General features: G+C 40.9%; 16 protein-coding genes. 8 read left to right on the plus strand and 8 right to left on the minus strand.

Features of this window, described 5'->3' with window-relative positions:
* Positions 1-350 precede the first annotated feature (350 nt).
* Both HGR01_RS03215 and HGR01_RS03220 read left to right on the plus strand, forming a co-directional pair.
* On the plus strand, positions 351-2,252 hold the full coding sequence (locus HGR01_RS03215; protein ID WP_045872000.1) for a transketolase C-terminal domain-containing protein: 1,902 nt from the start codon (positions 351-353) through the stop codon (positions 2,250-2,252).
* Positions 2,253-2,466: 214 nt separating this feature from the next.
* Positions 2,467-2,862 carry a hypothetical protein gene (locus HGR01_RS03220; protein ID WP_045872001.1) on the plus strand — a complete coding sequence of 132 codons (396 nt, stop codon included), beginning with the start codon at positions 2,467-2,469 and terminating at the stop codon, positions 2,860-2,862.
* A gap of 7 nt (positions 2,863-2,869) precedes the next feature.
* Here the strand turns inward: HGR01_RS03220 and HGR01_RS03225 are convergent, their stop codons facing one another.
* Positions 2,870-3,103: a hypothetical protein gene (locus HGR01_RS03225; protein WP_155539417.1), complete on the minus strand. Its 234-nt coding sequence runs from the start codon at positions 3,101-3,103 to the stop codon at positions 2,870-2,872.
* A 43-nt stretch (positions 3,104-3,146) separates the two neighbouring features.
* On the opposite strand from HGR01_RS03225, the gene larE reads away from it, so the two are divergent.
* Both larE and HGR01_RS03235 read left to right on the plus strand, forming a co-directional pair.
* Complete coding sequence (larE, locus tag HGR01_RS03230; RefSeq protein WP_045872002.1) at positions 3,147-3,977, plus strand: ATP-dependent sacrificial sulfur transferase LarE; 831 nt, start codon at positions 3,147-3,149, stop codon at positions 3,975-3,977.
* A 172-nt stretch (positions 3,978-4,149) separates the two neighbouring features.
* The gene (locus HGR01_RS03235; RefSeq protein ID WP_052335288.1) at positions 4,150-5,838 is read left to right on the plus strand and encodes a hypothetical protein; all 1,689 of its coding nucleotides are present in this window, start codon (positions 4,150-4,152) and stop codon (positions 5,836-5,838) included.
* A 311-nt stretch (positions 5,839-6,149) separates the two neighbouring features.
* Here HGR01_RS03235 and HGR01_RS03240 read toward each other — a convergent pair whose 3' ends face one another.
* Together HGR01_RS03240 and HGR01_RS03245 are read right to left on the minus strand one after the other, a co-directional pair.
* A complete protein-coding gene (locus HGR01_RS03240; RefSeq protein ID WP_168161003.1) occupies positions 6,150-6,290 on the minus strand; it encodes a hypothetical protein in 141 nt (46 codons plus the stop codon).
* Between the two features lie 47 nt (positions 6,291-6,337).
* Positions 6,338-6,832: a hypothetical protein gene (locus HGR01_RS03245; protein ID WP_045872003.1), complete on the minus strand. Its 495-nt coding sequence runs from the start codon at positions 6,830-6,832 to the stop codon at positions 6,338-6,340.
* Positions 6,833-7,006: 174 nt separating this feature from the next.
* On the opposite strand from HGR01_RS03245, the gene HGR01_RS03250 reads away from it, so the two are divergent.
* On the plus strand, positions 7,007-8,698 hold the full coding sequence (locus tag HGR01_RS03250; protein WP_045872004.1) for a potassium channel family protein: 1,692 nt from the start codon (positions 7,007-7,009) through the stop codon (positions 8,696-8,698).
* A 94-nt stretch (positions 8,699-8,792) separates the two neighbouring features.
* Positions 8,793-10,058 carry a hypothetical protein gene (locus HGR01_RS03255; RefSeq protein WP_045872005.1) on the plus strand — a complete coding sequence of 422 codons (1,266 nt, stop codon included), beginning with the start codon at positions 8,793-8,795 and terminating at the stop codon, positions 10,056-10,058.
* Positions 10,059-11,231: 1,173 nt separating this feature from the next.
* Here the strand turns inward: HGR01_RS03255 and HGR01_RS03260 are convergent.
* The 3 genes from HGR01_RS03260 to HGR01_RS03270 form a co-directional block, all read right to left on the minus strand.
* Positions 11,232-13,355, minus strand: a complete 2,124-nt coding sequence (locus tag HGR01_RS03260) for a flotillin family protein (RefSeq protein WP_045872006.1) — start codon at positions 13,353-13,355, stop codon at positions 11,232-11,234.
* A 362-nt stretch (positions 13,356-13,717) separates the two neighbouring features.
* Positions 13,718-14,764, minus strand: coding sequence for a hypothetical protein (locus tag HGR01_RS03265; protein WP_096621997.1), 1,047 nt, complete (start codon positions 14,762-14,764; stop codon positions 13,718-13,720).
* 51 nt (positions 14,765-14,815) lie between these two features.
* Positions 14,816-15,466: a GNAT family N-acetyltransferase gene (locus tag HGR01_RS03270; protein WP_045872007.1), complete on the minus strand. Its 651-nt coding sequence runs from the start codon at positions 15,464-15,466 to the stop codon at positions 14,816-14,818.
* 776 nt (positions 15,467-16,242) lie between these two features.
* Here HGR01_RS03270 and HGR01_RS03275 point away from each other — a divergent pair.
* Positions 16,243-17,664 carry a pyridoxal-dependent decarboxylase gene (locus HGR01_RS03275; protein ID WP_045872008.1) on the plus strand — a complete coding sequence of 474 codons (1,422 nt, stop codon included), beginning with the start codon at positions 16,243-16,245 and terminating at the stop codon, positions 17,662-17,664.
* A 425-nt stretch (positions 17,665-18,089) separates the two neighbouring features.
* Here HGR01_RS03275 and atpC read toward each other — a convergent pair whose 3' ends face one another.
* Together atpC and atpD are read right to left on the minus strand one after the other, a co-directional pair.
* Positions 18,090-18,503, minus strand: a complete 414-nt coding sequence (gene atpC, locus HGR01_RS03280; RefSeq protein WP_045872010.1) for an ATP synthase F1 subunit epsilon — start codon at positions 18,501-18,503, stop codon at positions 18,090-18,092.
* An 88-nt stretch (positions 18,504-18,591) separates the two neighbouring features.
* Positions 18,592-20,040, minus strand: a complete 1,449-nt coding sequence (gene atpD / locus HGR01_RS03285) for a F0F1 ATP synthase subunit beta (RefSeq protein WP_045872011.1) — start codon at positions 20,038-20,040, stop codon at positions 18,592-18,594.
* A 321-nt stretch (positions 20,041-20,361) separates the two neighbouring features.
* Between atpD and HGR01_RS03290 the strand changes: the two genes are divergently transcribed.
* Entirely contained in the window at positions 20,362-21,180 is an 819-nt protein-coding gene (locus HGR01_RS03290; RefSeq protein WP_045872012.1) for a SirB1 family protein, read from the plus strand.
* Positions 21,181-22,121 lie beyond the last annotated feature (941 nt).

Genomic DNA, 22,121 nt, shown 5'->3' on the forward strand with positions numbered 1-22,121 from the left:
CGCCTAATTGTCTAGCAAACAACTCTCCTTGTGCTTATCGCTCTGAATCCTTACAGAGTAAGATTTTCGATTGACCAGTGTCAACCTAGCAATCAGTATTAAATCGGACTTGATATCACCTCCGGCTGCTTTTTCCTATACCAGCAAGCAGACATTTCAGCCTATCTTCTGTCAAAAGAGAGATTGCTGCTAGGGTTATTCATTTCACAATAGCGGTAAAGTGTATGTTTTCGTGCATTTAACCGTATCTTCACTTGGATTCAAGTACATTCGTGCATAGTTGATTGTTGACAGTTGACAGTTGACGGTTGACCAATGACAAATGACAAATAACAAAGGACAAATAACAAATGACTAAATTTCCTATTGATCTCGGTGCTTACAAATATTTATCGCTCAATCCGGCGAATCCTACTTTGACGGCGGAACAAAGAGACTCACTCAAAGCCAATATTCAACTTTGCCGAGATGCGATCGTGTTTTTTACCGCTACAGGTGCAGCTAGAGGCGTGGGTGGTCACACTGGCGGGCCATACGATACAGTTCCAGAAGTGATGATTCTCGATGCTTTCTTCCGGGGAGTATCTGAGCAATTTGTGCCGATTTTTTTTGATGAAGCTGGACATCGTGTCGCTACCCAGTATCTGATGTCAACGCTGCATGGGGATTTACCCGCAGAGCGCCTGCTACAATATCGTGCAGCCCATTCTCATTTACCCGGACACCCGGAATTAGGGTTTACTCCTGGGGTAAAATTTAGCTCTGGAAGATTGGGGCACGTCTGGCCTTACGTCAACGGTGTGGCGATGGCGAATCCTGGCAAAGTCGTTTTCTGCCTTGGTTCTGATGGTTCCCAGCAGGAAGGAAACGACGCAGAAGCGGCGCGGTTGGCTGTTGCTCAACATCTCAATGTGAAGCTAATTATTGATGATAATGATGTGACCATCGCCGGACATCCTTCTAAATATTTACCTGGGTTCACCGTAGCCAAAACCTTAGAAGGTCATGGATTAAAGGTACTTCAGGGAGATGGGGAAGATTTAGACGATTTGTACAGCCGCCTATGCGAAGCCGTAAATACACCCGGTGCGATCGCAGTGATCAACAAACGCCCCATGTGTCCCGGTATTGCAGGTTTAGAAGGCTCAACCCACGGACATGATGTGATTTCCGTCGATTTAGCGATTAAATATCTCGAATCTCGCGGACAGACTGCGGCTGTAGATTACCTGAAAAATATCGAGAAACCCAAGCAAACCTATACATTTATTGGTTCTAGCGATAAATGGGGCGCTAACCGCAACGTCTTTGGGGAAGCTGTGGTCAATGTCCTCAGCCGCATGAGTGAAACCGAACGCAAAGAAAAAGTCTTAGTCATTGACAGCGACTTAGAAGGTTCCTGTGGATTGAAGAAAATACACGATACCTATCCCGAAGTATTTATCCCCTCTGGCATCATGGAACGGGGTAATTTCTCGGCTGCGTCAGGGTTTGGGATGGTAAAAGGCAAACAAGGCATTTTCGCCACCTTCAGCGCCTTTTTAGAAATGTGCATTTCTGAAATTACAATGGCGCGATTGAACCAATCTAACGTTCTCTGTCACTTCTCCCATGCAGGTATCGATGACATGGCGGATAATACCTGTCACTTCGGCTTAAATAATATGTTTGCCGATAATGGCTTAGATGACCGCCATGACACAAGACTCTACTTCCCCGCCGATGTAAATCAAATGACAGCTTGTGTAGAAGCTGTATTTTTTGACCCCGGATTGCGGTTTATCTTCTCCACCCGTTCCAAAGTACCTAATATTTTGGATACTAATGGTAATGAATTCTTTGGCAGTGGTTATAAATTCGTCCCTGATAAAGATGAAGTCATCCGCGAAGGCACCCAAGGTTATATTGTCAGCTTTGGCGATGCTTTATACCGTTCTTTAGATGCGGTAGAACGCTTGAAGCAAGAAGGCTTAGACGTAGGTTTAATTAACAAACCGACTTTAAACGTAGTGGATGAAGAAGCGATCGCTAAAATTGGCAAAGCACCTTTTGTTTTAGTAGTGGAAGCCTTCAACCGTCGCACTGGCTTAGGTAGCCGTTTTGGTTCCTGGCTGTTAGAACGCGGCTTGACTCCTAAATATGCTCACCTGGGGACTTATAGAGAAGGTTCCGGTGGCTTGTGGGAACAGTACCCCCATCAAGGTATCGATCCGGTGGGCATTATCAAGAAGGTGAAAGAGTTAGTTGGCTAGATAAAGTGCGATCGCTAAAATATCATGGAAAAATCTAGCTATAAGCCTTGAAAACTCTACCTGGTATTTTGGCTTTTCTATCAATGCGTAAGTTCTATACCTATCGTTAGAGATGGTAGAGCAAGTGCTGACGTAAAATTTAGAGTCCCCACCCTTAATCAAATCTAGGGTGGGGAATTTTAATATTTAGAACAAATTTTGGCAGGATAGAGCAATGCGTCGCTTGACTGTGTTTACAGTTTTGTATCTAACCTTAGGAACTTGTTTAGCCGCAATCGCACTTCAGCAACCTGACACGGCTTCAAAGCTTAAAAACGTTCTGTTCTTCAATGTAGGGCTATTGTATCTTTTCGCAGTGCTTAGTACCTTTCAGTTTTGGCAGCAATACGTTCTCAATAGTTACAGTAGACTGCGTGAGCAAGCTGTATGGAGGCAAAAAATAGGCGCGATCGCCCCCTGGCTAATCATTGCCACAACGCTTTTTTCCTTCGTCTTTATCGTGCTGACTGAAAACTGGACAAATTATGCAATCGGACAAGCAGCAACGACGCTAACGATCATCTTGTTATGTGTCGAACAGCTTTTCATCAGACATCGAAACTCATTATAAGCGAAACTCAACGACTGACTTGAAAATGGGCATTGGGCATTGGGCATTGGTAACTCTTTGCTATGCCCAATGCCCTATTCCCCATGCCCAAAAACTCCATCCCCTTGTGGGTGGAGTTTTTTATCTGGTCTGGTGTACGCCGTAATTGAGTAGCTTGTGTTGTCGCGTAGCACACCGATTTTTGGAAGGAAGTCTCCCGTAATCGTTCTTCGTTGTTGTAACGGGAGATAAATTGCTCCATTAAGATAGAGTTGGGTGCTATAGGATTGCGGTAGGACTGGAAAATGAAAATAACAGAAAAACTTGAGCGACTAAAAGCGATATTCGCAGAAATGGAGCAAGCGCTAATTGCTTACTCTGGGGGTGTTGATAGTACTTTGGTTGCCAAGATTGCGTATGATGTTTTAGGCGATCGCGCTTTGGCTGTGACGGCTGTTTCACCATCGCTATTGCCAGAAGAATTGGAAGATGCGAAAATTCAAGCGGCAACTATTGGGATTCCTCATCAAATTGTCCAGACAAACGAAATGGACAATCCCAATTACACTTCCAATCCTGTCAATCGCTGCTATTTCTGCAAAAGTGAATTGCACGACACACTCAAACCTTTAGCTAGGGAATTGGGTTATCCCTACGTCGTGGATGGCGTGAATGCTGATGATTTGCACGATTATCGCCCAGGAATTCAAGCAGCGAAAGAAAGAGGTGCGCGATCGCCTTTAGCGGAAGTTGGTGTTACGAAAATGGAAGTCCGCCAGCTTTCCCAAGAACTCGGTTTACCTTGGTGGGATAAACCAGCGCAACCTTGTCTTAGTTCACGGTTTCCCTATGGTGAGGAGATTACTGTTGCGAAGTTACAACGCGTTGGGAGAGCAGAAATTTACCTGCGTAAGTTGGGGTTGAAAAATTTACGCGTGCGTTCTGAAGGGGATACAGCAAGGATTGAATTACCGCCAGAACAAATCAAAGAGTTTGTGTTGACAACAGATTTACAGCAAATAGTGTCTGCTTTTCAAGATTTTGGTTTTATCTATGTCACCCTCGATTTGGAAGGTTATCGCAGTGGTAAGTTAAATCAAGTTTTGCAGCCGCAAGCCTTGAGCTTTAAAGCTTAGAATTCTGCAATTTGTCATTTGTCATTGAGTGTTTGGCGTTTTTTATTTTTCCCCTAACTACGAAAATTTACTGAATAGTTACATTTTCTTGATTGAATTCCGAAAAAATGCTTGCATAATTACCTCAAAGGTTACGTAATATACCTTACACCTGCAAGCAAAGATTTTATCAATGAAAAAATTTATTGTATTATTTTTCATCAGCTTATTGCTAGTTACAGCAACACCAGCAATGGCTCAATTTTCTCTACCTATCCCCATCCCAACAGTCCCCATCCCCATACCTGAGATCCCAACACCACAACTTCCCATCCCCGATATCACCAAACTTTTAGAGGGAGACCCCCCTATCAGCACCAGTTTTGCCGATACTCGCCAGCAATCTACCCTTCCCGATAACTTTAAACCCCAGAAATTCCAACGCTTAACAAAGCTACCACGCGGCGCTAACGGTGGTTTTTTATTGCGTCCGGGGGCTTTTGAATTGGCAGTGGAAAGCTACTGTTTACGAGCTGGTACTCATGGGCCTAGTCAGGGAAACGGCTATCTCTACGCACCTCTAAAAGGTTCCAAAGCCGGACTTATCCGGCAAATTCTGCAAAACTCCGTCCGTTATCCAGAAATTCCCCAAAAAGATATACAAATGTTGTTATGGGCAATAATAGCCCGCACAAAAATTAGTGATACTAACGCAGAAATCCAGCAGACAGCAGCAAAATTACTAACGAAAGATGAGATTTTTCAACTCAATGGTGGTGCTTTGGGCTTAATACCCAAATCAGTACTAGATCAAGCCACTGCTAATTTGCCTTCTCCATTACGTTTGGTGTTTGAAACAGAAGCACGTATCCGAGAAATGCTCACGATCAAGAGTACAAGTTACGCACAACTAGAACAAATTGCAGTGTTGGCTGGAGAACCGCAACGAGATGGGCCAGAAATACCAGAGGGTCGTTGGTCACTTAATCCCCAAGGATTTTACATCCGTTATCTGCCTACTTACTACAGCAAGACACTTATTCAGATTTACGTTCCTGATAATTTTCGTAAGCAAGCAAATGCAAATGTAAACTTAGCTGCTAAGTCTACAAAACAAGCATTACTTCTAACACAAGATGGAGGCGTAGAATATAATCCAGCTGGTGAAGTTGCTGTTCCTGGTGACACAGGAAGACAGCGCTTAGGTTTATCAGCTCGTCCGGCTGATGGAGGTACTCCCGATGCAGATAACGATGCAGGTAATAACGCAGGTAATGACGCAAGCGGTACTCCTGGTACAGGTAATAATGCAAACGGTGCTTCTGGTACAGGCGATGATACAAATTCACAGCCAGACTCATCTGCTCCCAGAACAGGAAATACCCTAACACCTACACCTAAAGCGCCATCAAAATTAGAAATCTTTTGTAATCCTGTAGTCAGGCAGTCTCTTGACCAAGACTGGCAAGGAACACAAGCTGATAATAGAGAGAGACTGAGATGGGTGTTGTGGAATAGCACTACTGGAAAACTTTCAGTCACAAATGTCACAGTAGGAGATCCTATTAGTGGTAGCGTTGCACCAGGAAACACCCCCCCTGATGAAAATGGTGTATACGTGGTGGGAATATATCATACCCATCCCCCCAAAAATCTAGACTCAGAACCAGGTAGTGTTCAAGTACGTGGCCCTAGCCCTTTCAATGACATAATTAATGCAGATAAAAGGAAAGTACCTTCTCTAGTCAGAGATTATACAGATAATAACCTCACAACCGTTGTGGACTATCTCTACGGCCCCAACAAAAGGGGTGAAGCACAACCCGGCGGCGACGTGATGACAAATGTTCATCAATTGCCTTTGGGTACATGTGGTTCTTAATCCTCTTTTGTCAGATTAGGAGAATCTAATTCAATACAGGTCAGATAAGGTCATTAGTGATTGATTTGTCAGTTGTGGAAACAGCTAGCTCAATTGGGGGATTCTCCCCCAAACCCCCGATTGGGTGACGGTTTCGTCCCCCAAACCCCCTCCAAAATTATTGTTCGGTTTTTTGTTGGGTAACTAGTTTTGTGGTTTTATTGTCAATTAATTTTCTTAACTAAGAATCTCAGAATCAGCCTGAGATTATTGTTTTCCGAGAGTGACAAAACAGGGTTAATTAGGGGTAATATCAATTTGGGATTTTGGTCTCAAACACTACTTATTACCCGATACTTCAATACCATTTCGACGTGCAGATTTTTGTCGAAACTGTGGAGTTTGTTGTTGATGACGACTTGCACAAGTGCCTCATATTCGTCACGAGGTTGCAACTTAATCTTGTGTGCCACAGTAGCAGAAGAAGTACACAGATTTCTGACTAGACAAGCAGTCCCTATTAATCAGCGATCGCCCATCTGACATAAGGACGAGAAGCTGCTACAGTCTTGTAAGTAATTTCCTTAGCATTTGCCTGAATTTTTCGCAAATCTACACGGAAATATGCTTGCTTATTCTTAAATTGCACATTGTAAAATGTGTATTCTTTATTCTGTGCTTGACCAACACAAGAAGCATAATTATCGTTTAAGTTGGCAACATATTCTACAACTTGCTTATTAGATGAAACTAATTTTGTGGTGTTAGAAAATGGTCTAGTGTCAGCAATTACTGTATGTTCAGCACCACCTTCATAAGGTAGTGTCAACCACCATAAACCAACTGACTCAGGACAAGTACCTGCAGTACTTTGGATATTTAATTTGACATTTGGTGTAGTAATTGGCCCTGCTGCTGATTCTGGTTGCGCTTGTGCATTAGCCGAAATTATGCTTGCTACTGCTAAGGGAGATAGAATTACACCAATAGTTGTTAATTTTAGCCAAGTATTCATATAGATTTTTTGCAAATTCAACCTATCTAATTAATATTGACTCGCAAAATATTGCAAAAGTGCCGTCTTATTTAAGATTACCGTGTTGTCAGTTACAGTTCTACACAACTAATTCAGCAACAATGTTAATAAATACTTGAGAATGCAGCCTCATCGGAATATTGCGGCTCTTTCATGAAACCTAGAATTATTGTTTGTGGCTTAGGACGGACTGGATATAAAGTCTTTCGTCTGCTGCGACAACAGGGTGCGTTTGTCGTTGGTATTCATCACAAGCCTATCCCTGGCGAAACCGCAGGAGATGTGATTATTGGTGATTTGCATACAGCAGCTACCCTCAAGGCTGCTGGAATTGAACAATCCCACACTTTAGTCATTGCTAGCTCTGATGATGCGCGCAATTTAGCAATTATGATGCAAGCGCGGATACTAAATCCGCATATTCGCATTATTAATCGCTTTTATAATAGTAGTTTGGCGGAACGTCTCGATCATACTTTGCCAGACCATTTAAGTATGAGTGTGGTGGGTTTGGCTGCACCAGTGTTTACTTTTGCAGCACTGGGTAATAAAGCGATCGGGCAAATTAAATTATTTCAACAAACTTGGCCGATTCAAGAAGAATATATTGACGAATATCATCCTTGGTTGGGTCGGAAATTAGGCGATTTATGGGAAGATAGGTCGCGAATGCTAATCTATTATCTACCTGTAGAAGGTGATTTAGATTTAGTGGCGGCGGTGCTATCTGGGCAAGAATTAAAAGTAGGCGATCGCTTAATTGTTGGTATCCAACCTCGCGTTCGTCCTATCCGCAAATCATGGGTAAGAAAATTCATCAAAGTTCTCACTAGTTTGCAGCAATTTCAAAAACACGCTCAATCAGTTGTAGCGATGGCAATGGTGTTATTTGCCATTATTTTGATGGCTACACTTACCTATGTTTCGGCTAGTTTAAATATCTCTTTTATTGATGCTTTATATTTTGCAGTCGGTATGATTACGGGAGCAGGTGGTAATGACAAAATAGTTGAAAATGCTCCCAGCAGCATTAAATTATTTACTGTTGTGATGATGTTAGTTGGTGCAGCAGTAATTGGTATTTGGTATGCCATGCTCACCGATTTTATTTTAGGTAACCGCTTCAAGCAATTTTGGGATGCAGCACGTATTCCGCAGCGACATCACTACATAGTCTGTGGCTTGAGTGGTATTGGTGTGAGAATTGTGCAAGAACTTCATACCAGTGGACATGAGGTAGTAGTAATTGAAACCGACAGCAACAACAGATTTGTCAACACAACTCGCGGCTTAGGTATTCCCGTAATTCAAGGTGATGCCAGTTTCCGCGCTATTCTCCAAGCCAGTAATATAGATAATGCTGCGGCTGTGCTGGCTGTTACTAGCAACGATGCTATTAATTTAGAAATTGCTCTCAAAGCCAAAGGATTATCTCCCTGCATTCCTGTCATTGTCCATTATGCTGACCCAGATTTTGCAGGGATGGCACAACAAGTATTTGATTTTGAAGCCGTACTTAGTCCCGCAGAATTAGCTGCACCAGCTTTTGCGGCGGCTGCATTAGGGGGACGCATCCTAGGTAATGGGATTACCGCCGATAGTTTGTGGGTAGCCTTCGCGACGATGATTACACCAGCACATCCATTTTGCGGTGAATTAGTCAAAGATGCTGCGATGTCGGCTGATTTTGTCCCTTTGTACGTAGAAGCGAGTTGCCAAACCTTCCACGGCTGGGATTTATTAGAAACTCAACTCAGTCCCGGCGATATTTTATATTTAACAATGCCAGCAAATAGATTATATGAATTGTGGCGAGATGGGCGATCGCAAGTCATGGTAAGTTGATTGATGGTCATTTGTCCACTTCATTTTTCTAACTATGATCAGGAACTAATTACTCTACAAAACGTCTAATTTCTTTTATTAAATTAGTTCCAATATGAAAGTTAGGTCTATTAAAACTGCGATCGCTTTATCGCTGATTAGTGTAGGATTTTCGCAAACTGCTCATACTCAAACCCCCAGCACAAATTACGCACAACTTACACAGCAAGTTGCATCACTTCGTCCCCAAGGGGCAAAAGGTTTAGAGACATTTCTTAATAATCATGCACAAGAATTAAACAATCCTTCGCCACAAATCAAAGAGGCGTTAGACAAAATTTGTCAGCAACGAGATTGTTATGCTTCTAAACTTTATTGGTACACCGATTTAGAACAAGCAAAAGCTGCTGCTAAAGCTAGTAATAAACCTATACTTTCATTACGTTTGTTAGGAAATCTTGACCAAGATTTAAGCTGTGCCAATAGTCGCTTTTTCCGCGTAGCATTATATCCCAATGCAGAAATTTCTAAATTCCTACGCGATCGCTATATTCTCCACTGGCAATCTGTACGCCCTGTCCCCAAAGTTACCATAGATTTTGGTGACGGGCGCAAGTTAGAACGCACCATTACAGGTAATAGCATTCACTATATACTCGATAGTTCTGGTGAACCAGTCGATGCAATTCCCGGTTTATATGGGCCGCAAGCATTTCTGCGTCAGTTAGTAGCTGGAGAAAAACTAGTTAAAGAATATACTAATTCTCAAGGTGTTGCCCGCGCTGGTTTTTTGCAAGAGTATCATCGTCAACAATTAGCATCTAGCCAACGTCAATGGGGAACAGATTTATCAAAATTAGGTATTAAAAATCTTCCTCGCCTTGTGGAACTACCTGCTAATAATAGTGAAACACCTAATGCAGCGATAGCTGGTACTATAGCTGTGAGTAAAATGCGAGTTGAATCTCCTTTGTTACGAGATATTAATATTGCTAGTAGCAATCAAACGGCACTTCAAGATATTACTGATTCCGCAACATGGCAGCGAATTGCCCAACTATATACAGCAGATGCCAAGTTAGATAATAACAGTGTGGCATTAATACGTAACAAACGTTTTCAAGCTCATAAAGCTGATAATTTACAGCGAATTGTGAGCAATTTTGAAAATGTAATGGCATTAGATACAATCAGGAACGAATATACGCTACATAACCAAATTCATCAGTGGTTTATGCAGGGTAATGCCACAAATAATGTGAATACATTGAATGAAAAAGTTTACGCTGAATTGTTTTTAACTCCTAATTCCGATCCTTGGCTGGGATTGATGAGTAATGATAGTTACAGTGCAATTGATAATGATGGTATTCGCAAGTGATACCAAAAATATTAGAGGTTGTTTGAACAATGATTGGCTGTAATTTTCAGCGCTTATTTTTCCCCCAAACACCCTTGAAAAAAGGGGTTAGGCAATTTGATGCAAAATCGAGTTTTGGTAAGGGTTTACAGTTAAATTGACAGGTATGGGCAGTGCCTGTGTCCTACTCGCATAACTGATTTACCTGAAATATGCTGTATTTCTACTTTTATAGGTAACGACATTTACAGTCTTTATCTAGCTAAATCGCATATTAGTAAATTAAGTCGGCATTTAAAGCGATTAGGAAAATCCTTTGAATAAAAACTTAATAGCTTTTATAGCTAGTTTGATTTTTAGTATTGGAGCAGCAACTCTTCTCGACGCTATAGTTAAATCCCTGAAGATACCTACATTTACAACTTTAACTATAGCTATTGTAGGCAGTTATATTTTGATGATGTTGAGTATCATACACAATTGCCTAGCTCACTCTAAGAAGAATAAATGAGCTTTTGAGTATTTTTTCTTGAAAGGGATGGAAAACTCAATCTCCTTGTGAATAAAGTTTTTTATCATACTCACTTACAGAAAGTTAGTGATAGATAAATACTTGATAAATGCACAAGATTGTTATAGCAATTTGAAAAAAAATGCGCCAGATTGTAGGGGCAGGGGCACTGCCCTGCCCTCTAGAATATTATTGATGTGTTGCAAATGTTATTTGATTTAGTTTTAGTATAAAATGCTATTTTTTTACAAAAATTACTTAAATAAAAATGCCACCCCAAGGAGTGTTTGGAGTGACCTCAAGCCCTAAGATGATGTATTACACACAAAATAATTATGTGGTAACTACTAATGTTATTTACTCTATCAAAAGAAAGTTACTTCAAAGATGTATATCTATCGTAAGTATGAGAGTTTTTTGAGTGGACTGCCAACCCAAAAATGCTGGGTGAAGTTTGGGGAATGGGGAAAGGGAAAAGGGTAAGGGATAAAAACCTTTCCCAATACTGCTCGGTTAAGGATTTTCAACTCTTAATTTGGTTTGAGGAAAAGGTGAAAGGGTAAGGGTTAAAGGTTTTTTCTTACCCCTTTTACCCTTACCCTTTTGCCCTTAACCGACAAGTATTGAAACCTTTCCCCCTTACCCCTTAACCTGTATCCTGCTAAGTTACCTTGGCGAACCGCTTACTTATCGCCAGTAAAATCAACCACTATTGGTGGAATATTGCTTTGTCCGTTGGCGCTTGTTTCGGGTTTGACTATTGGTTGTGGATGCAATGGAGTTGGTAACGCCTCACCTGGCTTGGCAGTTTGATTCCACAAAATTAGTGATAGTAAACCATCAACTAAACCGTTACTGCTGCCATTACTACCACCAACCAGGATATCTGGGATGAGGCGAACATTGCGATCGCCAATAATTTGCATCAGCTGCATGGCTGTATAACCTTGTGGCCCCAAGGCTTCCACACCAGAACGATAGGTTTCGGCTTTCGCATTACCTGTGGCGCGGATACCTTCAGCTTCAGCCACTGCGCGGAGTTTTGTACCCTCGGCTTCACCATTAGCCTGCTTAATTTGGGCTTGCGCTTTCAAGTCAGCAATGTGGACACTCTGCTCTGATTTCACCATTTCTTGCTGAATATCAGCCAGTGCTGTTTCCCGGACGAGTTGTTGTCTTTGGGTTTGTGCTGCTTGTTGCACTTCGTAAGTCTTGCGCTGTTCTTCGGCAATTTTCCGGTCTGTCTGAGTCTGCATTAAGGTTGCTGGCGGCTGAATATCACCAATTAAGGTGTCTATTGCCTGTACGTCATAAGCGCGAATTGCGACTTTAATATACTCGGCAGCTTCGGCTTGACGTTCACTTCTCGCAGTCAGAAAGTCAAGGACTGTACAGTTTTGGGCAGAGTTACGGAAATAGTTACCAATAGTTGGTTCCAAAACATGGTCTACAAGGTTTTGCATGGAACCAACGCGAGAAATTACCTTGGGAGCATCTAAAGCACCAACGTGGATAATTTGCGCTACTTCTAAATCGAAGGCAAACCCATCACGCGATCGCACTGTCAGGGAAGCTAGTTTAGCATCATAACTATGGCGTTCGGTGCGACCTGACCAGTTTAAAACAATGTTGGTCGTGGGCACTAGTTCAATCTTCATGATCCGGGAATTCAGGGGGTGCTTACCTGGATAAAGTGGTTCAACCCACACACCCTTATGTCCTTGGTTGACTAAGTTACCGTGGGTAAAGGCTGCACCACTCACGTCTTCTTGAGCTTTACCTACGAAAGAAATTACTACGCCCACATAGCCGATGGGAATTTCCGTCATTGGCACTTGTTCAACTTGCACAAACCAAGGGTTCAAGTTCCACGAACCAGAAAGGAGAATCTGCTCTTGCAAGCCTCTGCGTCCACCTGCATCGATGAATTTTTGCCCATTCTGGAAGTTGTCGTGTCCCGCAATTGTCGGCCCTGCTATTTCTCCACCAGCAATTGGTAAACCATCTAGAGTTGTGACGATGCCAACTTTATCAGATGACACACTGTACACCCGCAAATGTTCGGGATTCATGCCATGAGCAGAAGCGTTCGATGCCATGATCACTTTAAACAAAGCGGTGTTGATGCGGTAAGTACCTGCCGTCAAAAAGCCCATTTGACGACCTTTTTCGCCACCGTGGGTGAGGAATTTCCGCGCATCTTGAAAGTTATCGCAATCGACGATTTTCCCTAAAATGCGTTCTGGTGGGTTAGATGCACCATCTGCCGCTACAATCAAGGCGATTTCACCTTGAGGTACAACTACCACAGATTCTTTCCGCACAGAATATTGCCAAGGCCAATAACCCCAATGCCAACCAGGAGCTAGGGTATCTGCTTGCAAACCAGCTTCACCATTGAGCGCAATTAACCGCCCTGCGGGGAGTCCACGTCCAGATAAGGTAAACTTCCTGACGACAATACCAACTTCCCGTTCGCCAATTACTACCAAGCCGCCAAAGAACAAGGGGACAAATACAATTACACCTCCCAAAACAATAACTGGGACTAGCACCCCAGACGATAATTGCATTGCCTGGTATTGAGTATTGCTACTCGATAACTGGGCAACGAGGGGCTGTTGCTGTGTAGGTTTGACTGAAACTGAGGCGATATTGTTGGTTGTAAATGTTTTTGTGGGTGTTGCCTTAGCAATATTGGCATAATTTACACTGCCAGCGATCGCTAACGATGCGACAACAGATCCAGCAAAACGAGCTAATTTATTTTGTTTCCGCTTACCAAAAGAAGATTGAAAGCTGTTCATAATGTGTGCCCTTCTGGGCAACTAATTATCTAACGTATCACTTCACTGGGGCGGAGCGGAATTTCTTAAACTTGGTGTAATTTTTTTAGCAAAAAAGCCAGAAGGCTCGAAGGTAATTCTGATTCCTGCCCTCTGCTTTCTTCATCTCGTTTTCAGCCAGAGGCTATTGTTGACAACTTAAAGTTAAGTCAGAATTGTCAATGAGTAATGATACTCAAAATTCTCGCGCAATTGAGGAATCAGGGGCGAAAGGCTGTATCCTACGGAATTACAAAGCCTACTCCCCTACTGAATTTTTGGACTAGCTGATGCGTCATATTTAAACTTAATTAATCATTGTAGTCCTCAAGGACTAGCTGTTCTTAATTCAAACTTTTAATTAGTAATTGACTATAACATTTAAAGCCAGTTTTTAGATATTCTTCATATTCAGAGTCATCTGTTAATCTCAGTCTGCTATCTGGATTTAATAATTGACGATCGCTGCTGATAATTAATCTGCGGCGTGAATCGTTGATTTTCTCAAGAATTTCTAAAGCAATAGCTTTGTTTTCTCTTAAACTTCCTGTCTGCTCTCCTCCATACTTGTGACATACAAATTTATGAGCTAAAGCCAGAAATTTATGTGACTCAAGAAATTCTTCATACGCAGATTTAAGAAATGTAGGTACTAATTTAAATAGTCCTTTCTCCTTATTCCATGAATTGATGAGATAAGCATGATCGTAAGACATGATGCCACTAAAATCAGGAGAATTAACATGAGGAAGCATCATAGTGGGGCGAATTTCATTTTCGTATTCTTGAGGTTGTGATGTCCCAGCAAATAACATTGATGCCCCTGATGCTAACATTAATTGAGACATGGATTTTAAAATAACTCCTACCTGAACAATATTTTCTTTTCGCATCTCTTTTTTTAGATGTATCATACAAAGAATATTAGCTTGCAAAAAAACAAAAAAAAGCCAATGATACCTTTTCCATATAAATAAAGCATTGTAGGTATTTTCTGATTGCTTATTATGACTAACTTGTCTCAAATTTAAAAATGTTTTATAAGCAATGAGGATACTTCTAATCAACAAAAATGCAGGTGAACCTTTAGTTTTTTCTCGCTTAACATCAAAGTAAAAATCATAATCTTCAACTTCACATTTTTTTAAGGAAGTAGTGATAGTTAAGTATTTGTCAGAAGGAAATGTTTCCAATGAGCCAAGCATTGAGTAAGCTTGACTTAATTGAGTTTCAGATTCTGCTTTTGATGGTGCATATAGAGAGGCTTGAAATATATTTATTAAGCTCTTAATTTTTAACTTATCTAAGTTATTTAATGTATAGTTATCTGAAATATCTTCAGGCCAGACTAGAAGCAAATTCGCATCTAAATTTAAGATTTCATTAGGCATAATTTTATGATTTTTTTTGATATCTAACTTTTGTAAATAAAGAGAATGTATTTAAATTGTAGAGGACATTAATAGGCAATTATCAGGATGAGCGATACAATGAAAAATTTGTTTATCTTTGAACTTATATGACTTATATTCAATGGCAAATTCTTCAGTAAATCTAAGTTTCCGAAATATGTGCTGAGAAGCAACCCCGGTAGCTTCAGTAACAGCAATTTCAAATTTATGATGTTTAGCTAATTTCAAATTTTCTCTGATTAAAGTTGTGGCGATATGTCTTTTAGTATATTTCTCTTGGACTCCAAGCATGGAAATATGCAGTACCTGTCCAGCTGTAAATGCATGAGTTCTTCGATAATTTTCACCCAACTCTGACAGTAAAGAGAAAATGTATTCAAATTTATGATCAATACCTTCTAAAGATTCAGGATAGACTGTGATAAAATCTTCAGAAATAATGAATCCTACTACTTTTCCTGTTTTCCTATCTTTAGCTACAATCGATATTTTTTCATCTACCGCTTTCTGACAGACAGATAAAGCGAACGGATACAACTCATTAAAGGAAATTTTTAGAGCTTTGGCCATCGGCTCAAAACTTGAAAAAATCTGGGATATACAAATAACAGTTTCTTCGATATCGTTAGGCTGCATCACTTGAAACAGGATTTCGCTGTTATTTTTATCAATAAAATTCATAGATGATATCAATAATATTATTTTTGATTCTTGCGTACTTAACGAACTTAAAAATCTATTTAAATTCGCCAATACTGACTAAACAATGACTACATATGCTCAACCTTAACAAAAATTGATTTTTCACGCTTTGTGGTATTTACTGAAAAATATTCTTGCTTGTATACATCAATAAAATAATAATTTATCAAACACTTTTCCAAACCACATTGATTCTTGATCAGGGGCAATAGCATTGTAAAAAATGCACTTGTCCTCAAGCTCAAAAGACTCACATGCACTTTATTATGTTGCAGAATATTGGCTGCTTCTAGAACTTTTTTTCAATTGTGGCTTAACCTTTATAGTGCAGTTATACATAGGTGATAGTGAGTCTGTGCAGCTTGTTTTTAACCATCGTAATCAACATTTTTCTTGCAAAATACATCCTACGACTTGAGAAAATATTAAAATCAGATATCACTCGCTTCGCTCAAATTGAAAATTCAAGATTCGCTCATGACAATTCTCATAACTAAAGCCCGCAGCGTCAGTCAGCACAACTAACAAGCTAACGGCAGTGAAAATACATCTTTTTTATTTTCCATCGCTTGGGGCGCTTATATGCTAAATTAATTGATTAAAATTGTTATTTCTTCAATTTTGAATTTTGTACCCGAAGGGAACCGACAGAGTTCATATTAATTTGGAATTTTTTCGGTTATGGGGATATTGACAGTGATAATGCAGGGAGACTATAACACCTACTGAAGAGTTATATTTTGAGATATTACAATATGGAAAATCATCAAGAATATCATATGTCCTCGGATGAATTTCGTTATTGGGGATATAAAACTATTGATTGGATAGCTAACTATTTAGAAACAGTAGATAAATTGTCAGTTTTATCTCAAGTAGAGCCTGGAGAAATTAGAGCTAAATTACCAGAAACAGCCCCGCTAAAAGGAGAATCTTTTGCCAATATTTTACAAGATTTAGATGAAATTATTATACCCGGATTGACTCACTGGCAGTCTCCAAACTTCTTCGCTTTCTTTCCTACAGGTATTTCTGCACCATCAATTTTAGGAGAATTAGTCAATGCAGGACTTGGAGTTCAGGGAATGCTGTGGGCAACTTCTCCAGCTTGTACTGAGTTAGAAACCCATGTTTTAGATTGGTTAGTAGATATGCTGGAACTTCCATCCCAGTTTAAATCTTCAACCACAGGAGGAGGAGTAATCCAAGACTCAGCCAGTAGTGCTTCTTTAGTAGCTTTGATAGCAGCTAGAGAACAGTCAAAAGGAGATATTAATAACCTGGTTGCCTATACTTCTACTCAAGCACACTCTTCAATTGAAAAAGCAGCTAAAGTAGCGGGAATTCGACCAGAAAATTTCCGCTTAATTGAGGTTGATGCTGGTTATAGAATGCGTCCAGAATTACTACATCAGCAGATTGTTACAGATATTGAATCTGGGTTAACACCCTTTTATATTGCTGCTACTGTAGGGACAACCTCATCTCATGCCATAGATCCATTAACAGAAATAGGTGCGATCGCTCAAACACATAACATTTGGTTCCATGTTGATGGAGCGATGAGTGGTACAGCAGCTATCTGTCCTGAGTATCGGTGGGTTCATCAAGGATTAGAACTAGCGGACAGTTATTGTTTTAATCCTCATAAATGGATGCTGACAAATTTTGATTGTACCTGTTTTTATGTAAAAAATAGAACCAAACTAATTCAAGCACTATCCATAATGCCTGAATATCTAAAAAATCAAGCCAGTATGTCCGGCAAAGTCATTGACTATCGAGACTGGCAAATTCCTTTAGGACGTAGATTTAGGAGTCTCAAGCTCTGGTTTGTAATTCGGCACTATGGTATAGAAGGTTTACAGCATTATATTCGCAAGCATATTGCTTTAGCCCAAGAATTTGCCGAATGGGTAAAATCTCATCCTCATTTTGACCTAGTTGTCAATCCCCCGTTAAATTTGGTATGTTTTCGTCACCAAGCTGGTGATGCAATTAACCAGAAAATCATTAACCATATCAACTCATCGGGTGACATTTATCTCACTTCTACCCAGCTTGAGCAAAAACTAACTTTAAGAATGTCAGTTGGACAAGCAACTACAGACAAAATACATGTACAGAAAGCTTGGGAATTAATTTGTCAAACTGCTGATGAAATTGTTAATCAATAAAGTGTAGCGACCTGCAATGCTAATCGCTCAAACCTGCAATCAAGAGATTTACAAACCAGGATTAAATGCAATTATAGTTGTTGAGCTATTCCACATCCAATACTTGTCGGTTAAGGGGAAAAGGGGAAGGGGAAAAGGGGCAAGAAATAAACCTTTAACCCTTACCCTTTCTCCTGCGGAGACGCTACGCGAACACCTTTTCCCCAAACCAAATTAAGAGTTTAAAATCCTTAACCGAGCAGTATTGATTCCACATCTAATATGCATATATGGCGTTCCCCAATCTGGTGAAATACATTCTCAAAGCTACTAGCCTGAATAAGGTATGAGAATCAATACCTAATGCCCTATTTTCAACATAGCACCATAAAATTTGAGGGTGGACAAATAGTCCACCCTCAAAAATTAAAACCCAGAGTAAAATTTTAGACCAAACCGCCAGCAGCTTGAAACCGAGCGCGGGCGCGTTTAAAGGCTTGGGTTGCTTGAATTTGAGCTTGGCGATCGCCTGCTGTTACCTGATTGAGCTTGGTTTGTGCTTGATTATAAGCAGTCCGAGCTTCTTCTAGGTTAATAGCGTTGCCACTTTCAGCACCATTGACGAGAATGGTAACTTCATTTTCTTCAATTTCGGCAAAGCCACCCAAAAGCGCGATCGCTTGCCAATCTTGATTTTTGTTAGCACGCACGCGCATTACGCCTGTATCTAGGGCGGTCAACAGGGGTGCGTGTCCACTCAAGATACCTAGCTGACCAGTGGTGCTGGGTAGAATTACTTCTTCAGCTTCGGCATCCCACACAGTTTTATCTGGGGAAATTACACGAACGGTTAATGTCATTTGTCTGTTGTCCTTTGTCTTCTGTCTTGCGTAATTTGCCATTAGTCACTAGGACTGACGCTAATGACTAATGACCAATGACCAATGACTAACCTTTGAGCTTTTGGCCTTTGGCGATCGCTTCGTTAATATCGCCCACCAAGTAGAAGGCTTGTTCTGGCAGATCGTCCAATTCGCCAGAAAGAATCTTCTGGAATCCTTTGATGGTATCTTCCAACTTCACATACTTACCAGGAGAACCAGTAAATACTTCTGCTACGAAGAATGGCTGAGATAAGAAGCGCTCAACCTTCCGGGCGCGTGCTACCGTTAGACGATCTTCTTCAGACAATTCATCTAAACCGAGAATAGCGATGATGTCTTGCAGTTCTTTATAGCGCTGCAATGTTGCTTGGACAGCACGAGCTGTGCTGTAATGTTCATCACCAACGATTTCTGGCTGAAGCATGGTGGAAGTAGAGCCTAAGGGGTCTACTGCTGGATAAATGCCCTTAGAAGCCAAACTCCGAGACAGTACTGTTGTTCCATCCAAGTGAGCGAAGGTGGTTGCAGGTGCGGGGTCAGTTAAGTCGTCCGCAGGTACGTATACAGCTTGAATAGAGGTAATAGAACCTTCTGTAGTTGAGGTAATCCGCTCTTGTAATGCACCTACGTCAGTACCTAAAGTAGGCTGATATCCTACCGCAGAAGGCATCCGTCCCAATAGCGCAGATACTTCTGAACCTGCTTGTACGAACCGGAAGATGTTGTCAACAAACAGCAGTACGTCTTGTTTGTTAACATCGCGGAAGTACTCTGCCATTGTCAATCCAGACAGACCTACCCGCATTCTTGCTCCAGGTGGCTCGTTCATCTGACCGTACACTAGAGCAATTTTTGATTCGTTGAGGTTATCTTTGTTGATTACCCCAGATTCAATCATTTCATTGTAGAGGTCATTTCCTTCGCGAGTGCGCTCACCCACGCCAGCGAAAACGGATACGCCACCGTGCTGAGTAGCGATGTTGTTGATCAACTCCATCATGATCACGGTCTTACCAACACCCGCACCGCCGAATAGACCAATCTTACCGCCACGTCGGTAAGGAGTCAGTAGATCGACAACTTTAATTCCGGTCTCAAACACAGAAGGTTTGGTTTCCAGATCGGTGAATTTGGGAGCTTCGCGGTGGATAGGCAATGTTGCCTCAGGATTTACAGGGCCCTGATTATCTACAGGATCGCCAAGGACATTGAAAATTCGACCCAAGGTGGCTTTACCAACTGGCACGCGAATGGGAGCGCCAGTATCTACCACTTCCAAACCACGCACTAAGCCATCGGTGGTGCTCATAGCAACAGCCCGCACCTGGTTGTCGCCTAGCAGTTGCTGTACTTCCACGGTCAGGCTGATTGCCTGACCAGCTTCGTTGGTGCCGTTGATGGTCAAGGCGTTGTAGATTTGCGGCAATTTCCCGCCGGGAAATTTAACGTCTACAACAGGACCAATAATTTGGGTAATGTAACCGATGTTTGTTTTTTCTGCGGTGGTGACCATGCTGAGCCTAATGATTGAAGCTATATTTCAGATAGGGTCGTAGACGACATAATATGAAGTAATGTCACTTTTCAGATTAACACTGAACGACCCCCTTATCCGCCATAAATTGATTGTTAAGACTTGGAGTTGGGAATTGGGGATCGGGCAGGGGGCATTGACATTTGAGTACAGACGCGATTAATCGCGTCTCTTTGACTATTGACCTTGGTAATAAATTCCGTTTTCAAATTTTCTGAATATCCCTAAGATAAAGAGAGGTACGGAAAACTGCTGTCAGTTCACCCGCTTCAACTTCATACCTCCACCGAGTAATTGCTTATGAATTTCTCGTCAGCGCGACAATATTTTTACCAGGAGATTCAGCAGCCTGACGAGCACATCGACCTGGTAAAGGCGGCTTTATATATTGCTCAGGAAGAATATCCTCAGCTTGACCTAGAAGAATACCTCAATGCCTTTGAGACCATGGCATTGGAGTTGCAAGAACGCTTACCTGATTCACCCTACCCGCTACGGATTATTCAAAGTATTAATCAATATCTCTACAATGATTTAGGATTTGCGGGCAATAAAGCAGACTACTACGATCCACGCAACAGCTTTTTAAATGACGTGATTGAGCGGCGGCTAGGGATACCTATCACCTTGGCATTAGTTTATATGGAAGTGTCCCGCCGAATTGATTTCCCTATGGTAGGTGTAGGAATGCCTGGACATTTCCTCATCCGTCCAAATGTTGCAGAGATGGAAGTTTTTGTTGATGCATTCAATGGTGGGGAAATTTTATTTGCCCAAGATTGTCAGGAAAGACTGTCTCAGATGTTCCAGCAACCTGTGGAACTCAAGTCGGAATATTTAGCAACAGTTAGCCATCGGCAGTTATTGGCCAGGATACTCACAAATCTCAAATTTATTTACCTCAAAAAGCAAGACTTAGAAAAAAGCCTGGCAGCGGTTGAGCGCATTTTACTATTGTTTCCTGGTGTAAGTTTAGAATTACGCGATCGCGGTTTAATTTACTATCAACTCGGCTACTACCCCCAAGCAGCTGACGATTTGCAAACCTATCTAGAAAAAGTTCCTGATGCCGAGGATTCCGGAGCCATTCGCCGCTTACTTGCCGAATTGGGTAGATAAATTTTGGGGAAATAGGCATTGCTAAGGAAGCCGTCCCAATGAAAAATTCTATCCAAGCTCGGCGTTTTTGGGCATCAGCAATAGAGCATGAGGGAGGTAGTGCGTTGCAAAGACAATGCATCTCTCATGCCCATTTTCACGAGCCTTGCATAAAAATCTGTCTCAATACTGCTCGGTTAAGGATTTTCAACTCGGAATTTGGTTTGGGGAAAAGGTGAAAGGGTAAGGGTTAAAGGTTTTTTCTTGCCCCTTTTACCCTTCTCCTTTTCCCCTTAACTGACAAGTATTGAAATCTGTCTTTCCCATGCCCTATGCCCTATGCCTCAAAGGATACTCACTATAAAATTCTTCGCTGTTCCTTCTTAAACAGAGGCAATGTCTAAATTGGCATATAGATTTGTCTGTTTTTATACTATATAGAAAAATTTTATCTCATGGGTATTTGTCGGCTTTAATTATTTATATTTCAAATCTTCAATGAGATAAACCTTGATTGTTTGAAATTTTAATCACAATCTATTTATCAAGAGTTTTATCTTCAGATAAAAGCCCAAAATCCCGATTAAATCTCTTAGATTGCTAGAAAAATTGGGGTTTTAAATAATTGTTAAAGTTTTATTAATAAAAGTAAATATTAATTTAATATTAAGTTTATAAGATTAAAAAAACAGAGATTTAATATAAAAGATTCACTAAATGTAAATTTCTATAATAGTTATTTTCTAGTACAACTATGCAATTTGCAGAGAATCATATAATATTTGATTATTCACAAATACATAGTGTTTACAGTATATTTTTTAATGTGATTCACTATGCAGAAGAGAATTCAAAATTTCTAGATTAGACATGATAGTCACTATTTAAGTGTTATTTTATCTGTCAGATTTAGTCCAATTCTCTGTTCATTAATATCCCATTAATGCACGGGGATGTTTTTC

Origin of the sequence: Tolypothrix sp. PCC 7712, assembly GCF_025860405.1 — a bacterium.
GTDB lineage: Bacteria > Cyanobacteriota > Cyanobacteriia > Cyanobacteriales > Nostocaceae > Aulosira > Aulosira diplosiphon.

Coding starts and splice junctions, on each gene's coding strand:
- larE (WP_045872002.1), top strand. CDS start 3,147: ATGAAAATAACAGAAAAACTTGAGCGACTAAAAGCGATATTCGCAGAA.
- atpD (WP_045872011.1), bottom strand. CDS start 20,040: ATGGTCACCACCGCAGAAAAAACAAACATCGGTTACATTACCCAAATT.
- HGR01_RS03260 (WP_045872006.1), bottom strand. CDS start 13,355: ATGAACAGCTTTCAATCTTCTTTTGGTAAGCGGAAACAAAATAAATTA.
- HGR01_RS03250 (WP_045872004.1), top strand. CDS start 7,007: ATGAAACCTAGAATTATTGTTTGTGGCTTAGGACGGACTGGATATAAA.
- atpC (WP_045872010.1), bottom strand. CDS start 18,503: ATGACATTAACCGTTCGTGTAATTTCCCCAGATAAAACTGTGTGGGAT.
- HGR01_RS03235 (WP_052335288.1), top strand. CDS start 4,150: ATGAAAAAATTTATTGTATTATTTTTCATCAGCTTATTGCTAGTTACA.
- HGR01_RS03255 (WP_045872005.1), top strand. CDS start 8,793: ATGAAAGTTAGGTCTATTAAAACTGCGATCGCTTTATCGCTGATTAGT.
- HGR01_RS03215 (WP_045872000.1), top strand. CDS start 351: ATGACTAAATTTCCTATTGATCTCGGTGCTTACAAATATTTATCGCTC.
- HGR01_RS03220 (WP_045872001.1), top strand. CDS start 2,467: ATGCGTCGCTTGACTGTGTTTACAGTTTTGTATCTAACCTTAGGAACT.
- HGR01_RS03225 (WP_155539417.1), bottom strand. CDS start 3,103: ATGGAGCAATTTATCTCCCGTTACAACAACGAAGAACGATTACGGGAG.
- HGR01_RS03265 (WP_096621997.1), bottom strand. CDS start 14,764: ATGCCTAATGAAATCTTAAATTTAGATGCGAATTTGCTTCTAGTCTGG.
- HGR01_RS03270 (WP_045872007.1), bottom strand. CDS start 15,466: ATGAATTTTATTGATAAAAATAACAGCGAAATCCTGTTTCAAGTGATG.
- HGR01_RS03290 (WP_045872012.1), top strand. CDS start 20,362: ATGAATTTCTCGTCAGCGCGACAATATTTTTACCAGGAGATTCAGCAG.
- HGR01_RS03275 (WP_045872008.1), top strand. CDS start 16,243: ATGGAAAATCATCAAGAATATCATATGTCCTCGGATGAATTTCGTTAT.
- HGR01_RS03245 (WP_045872003.1), bottom strand. CDS start 6,832: ATGAATACTTGGCTAAAATTAACAACTATTGGTGTAATTCTATCTCCC.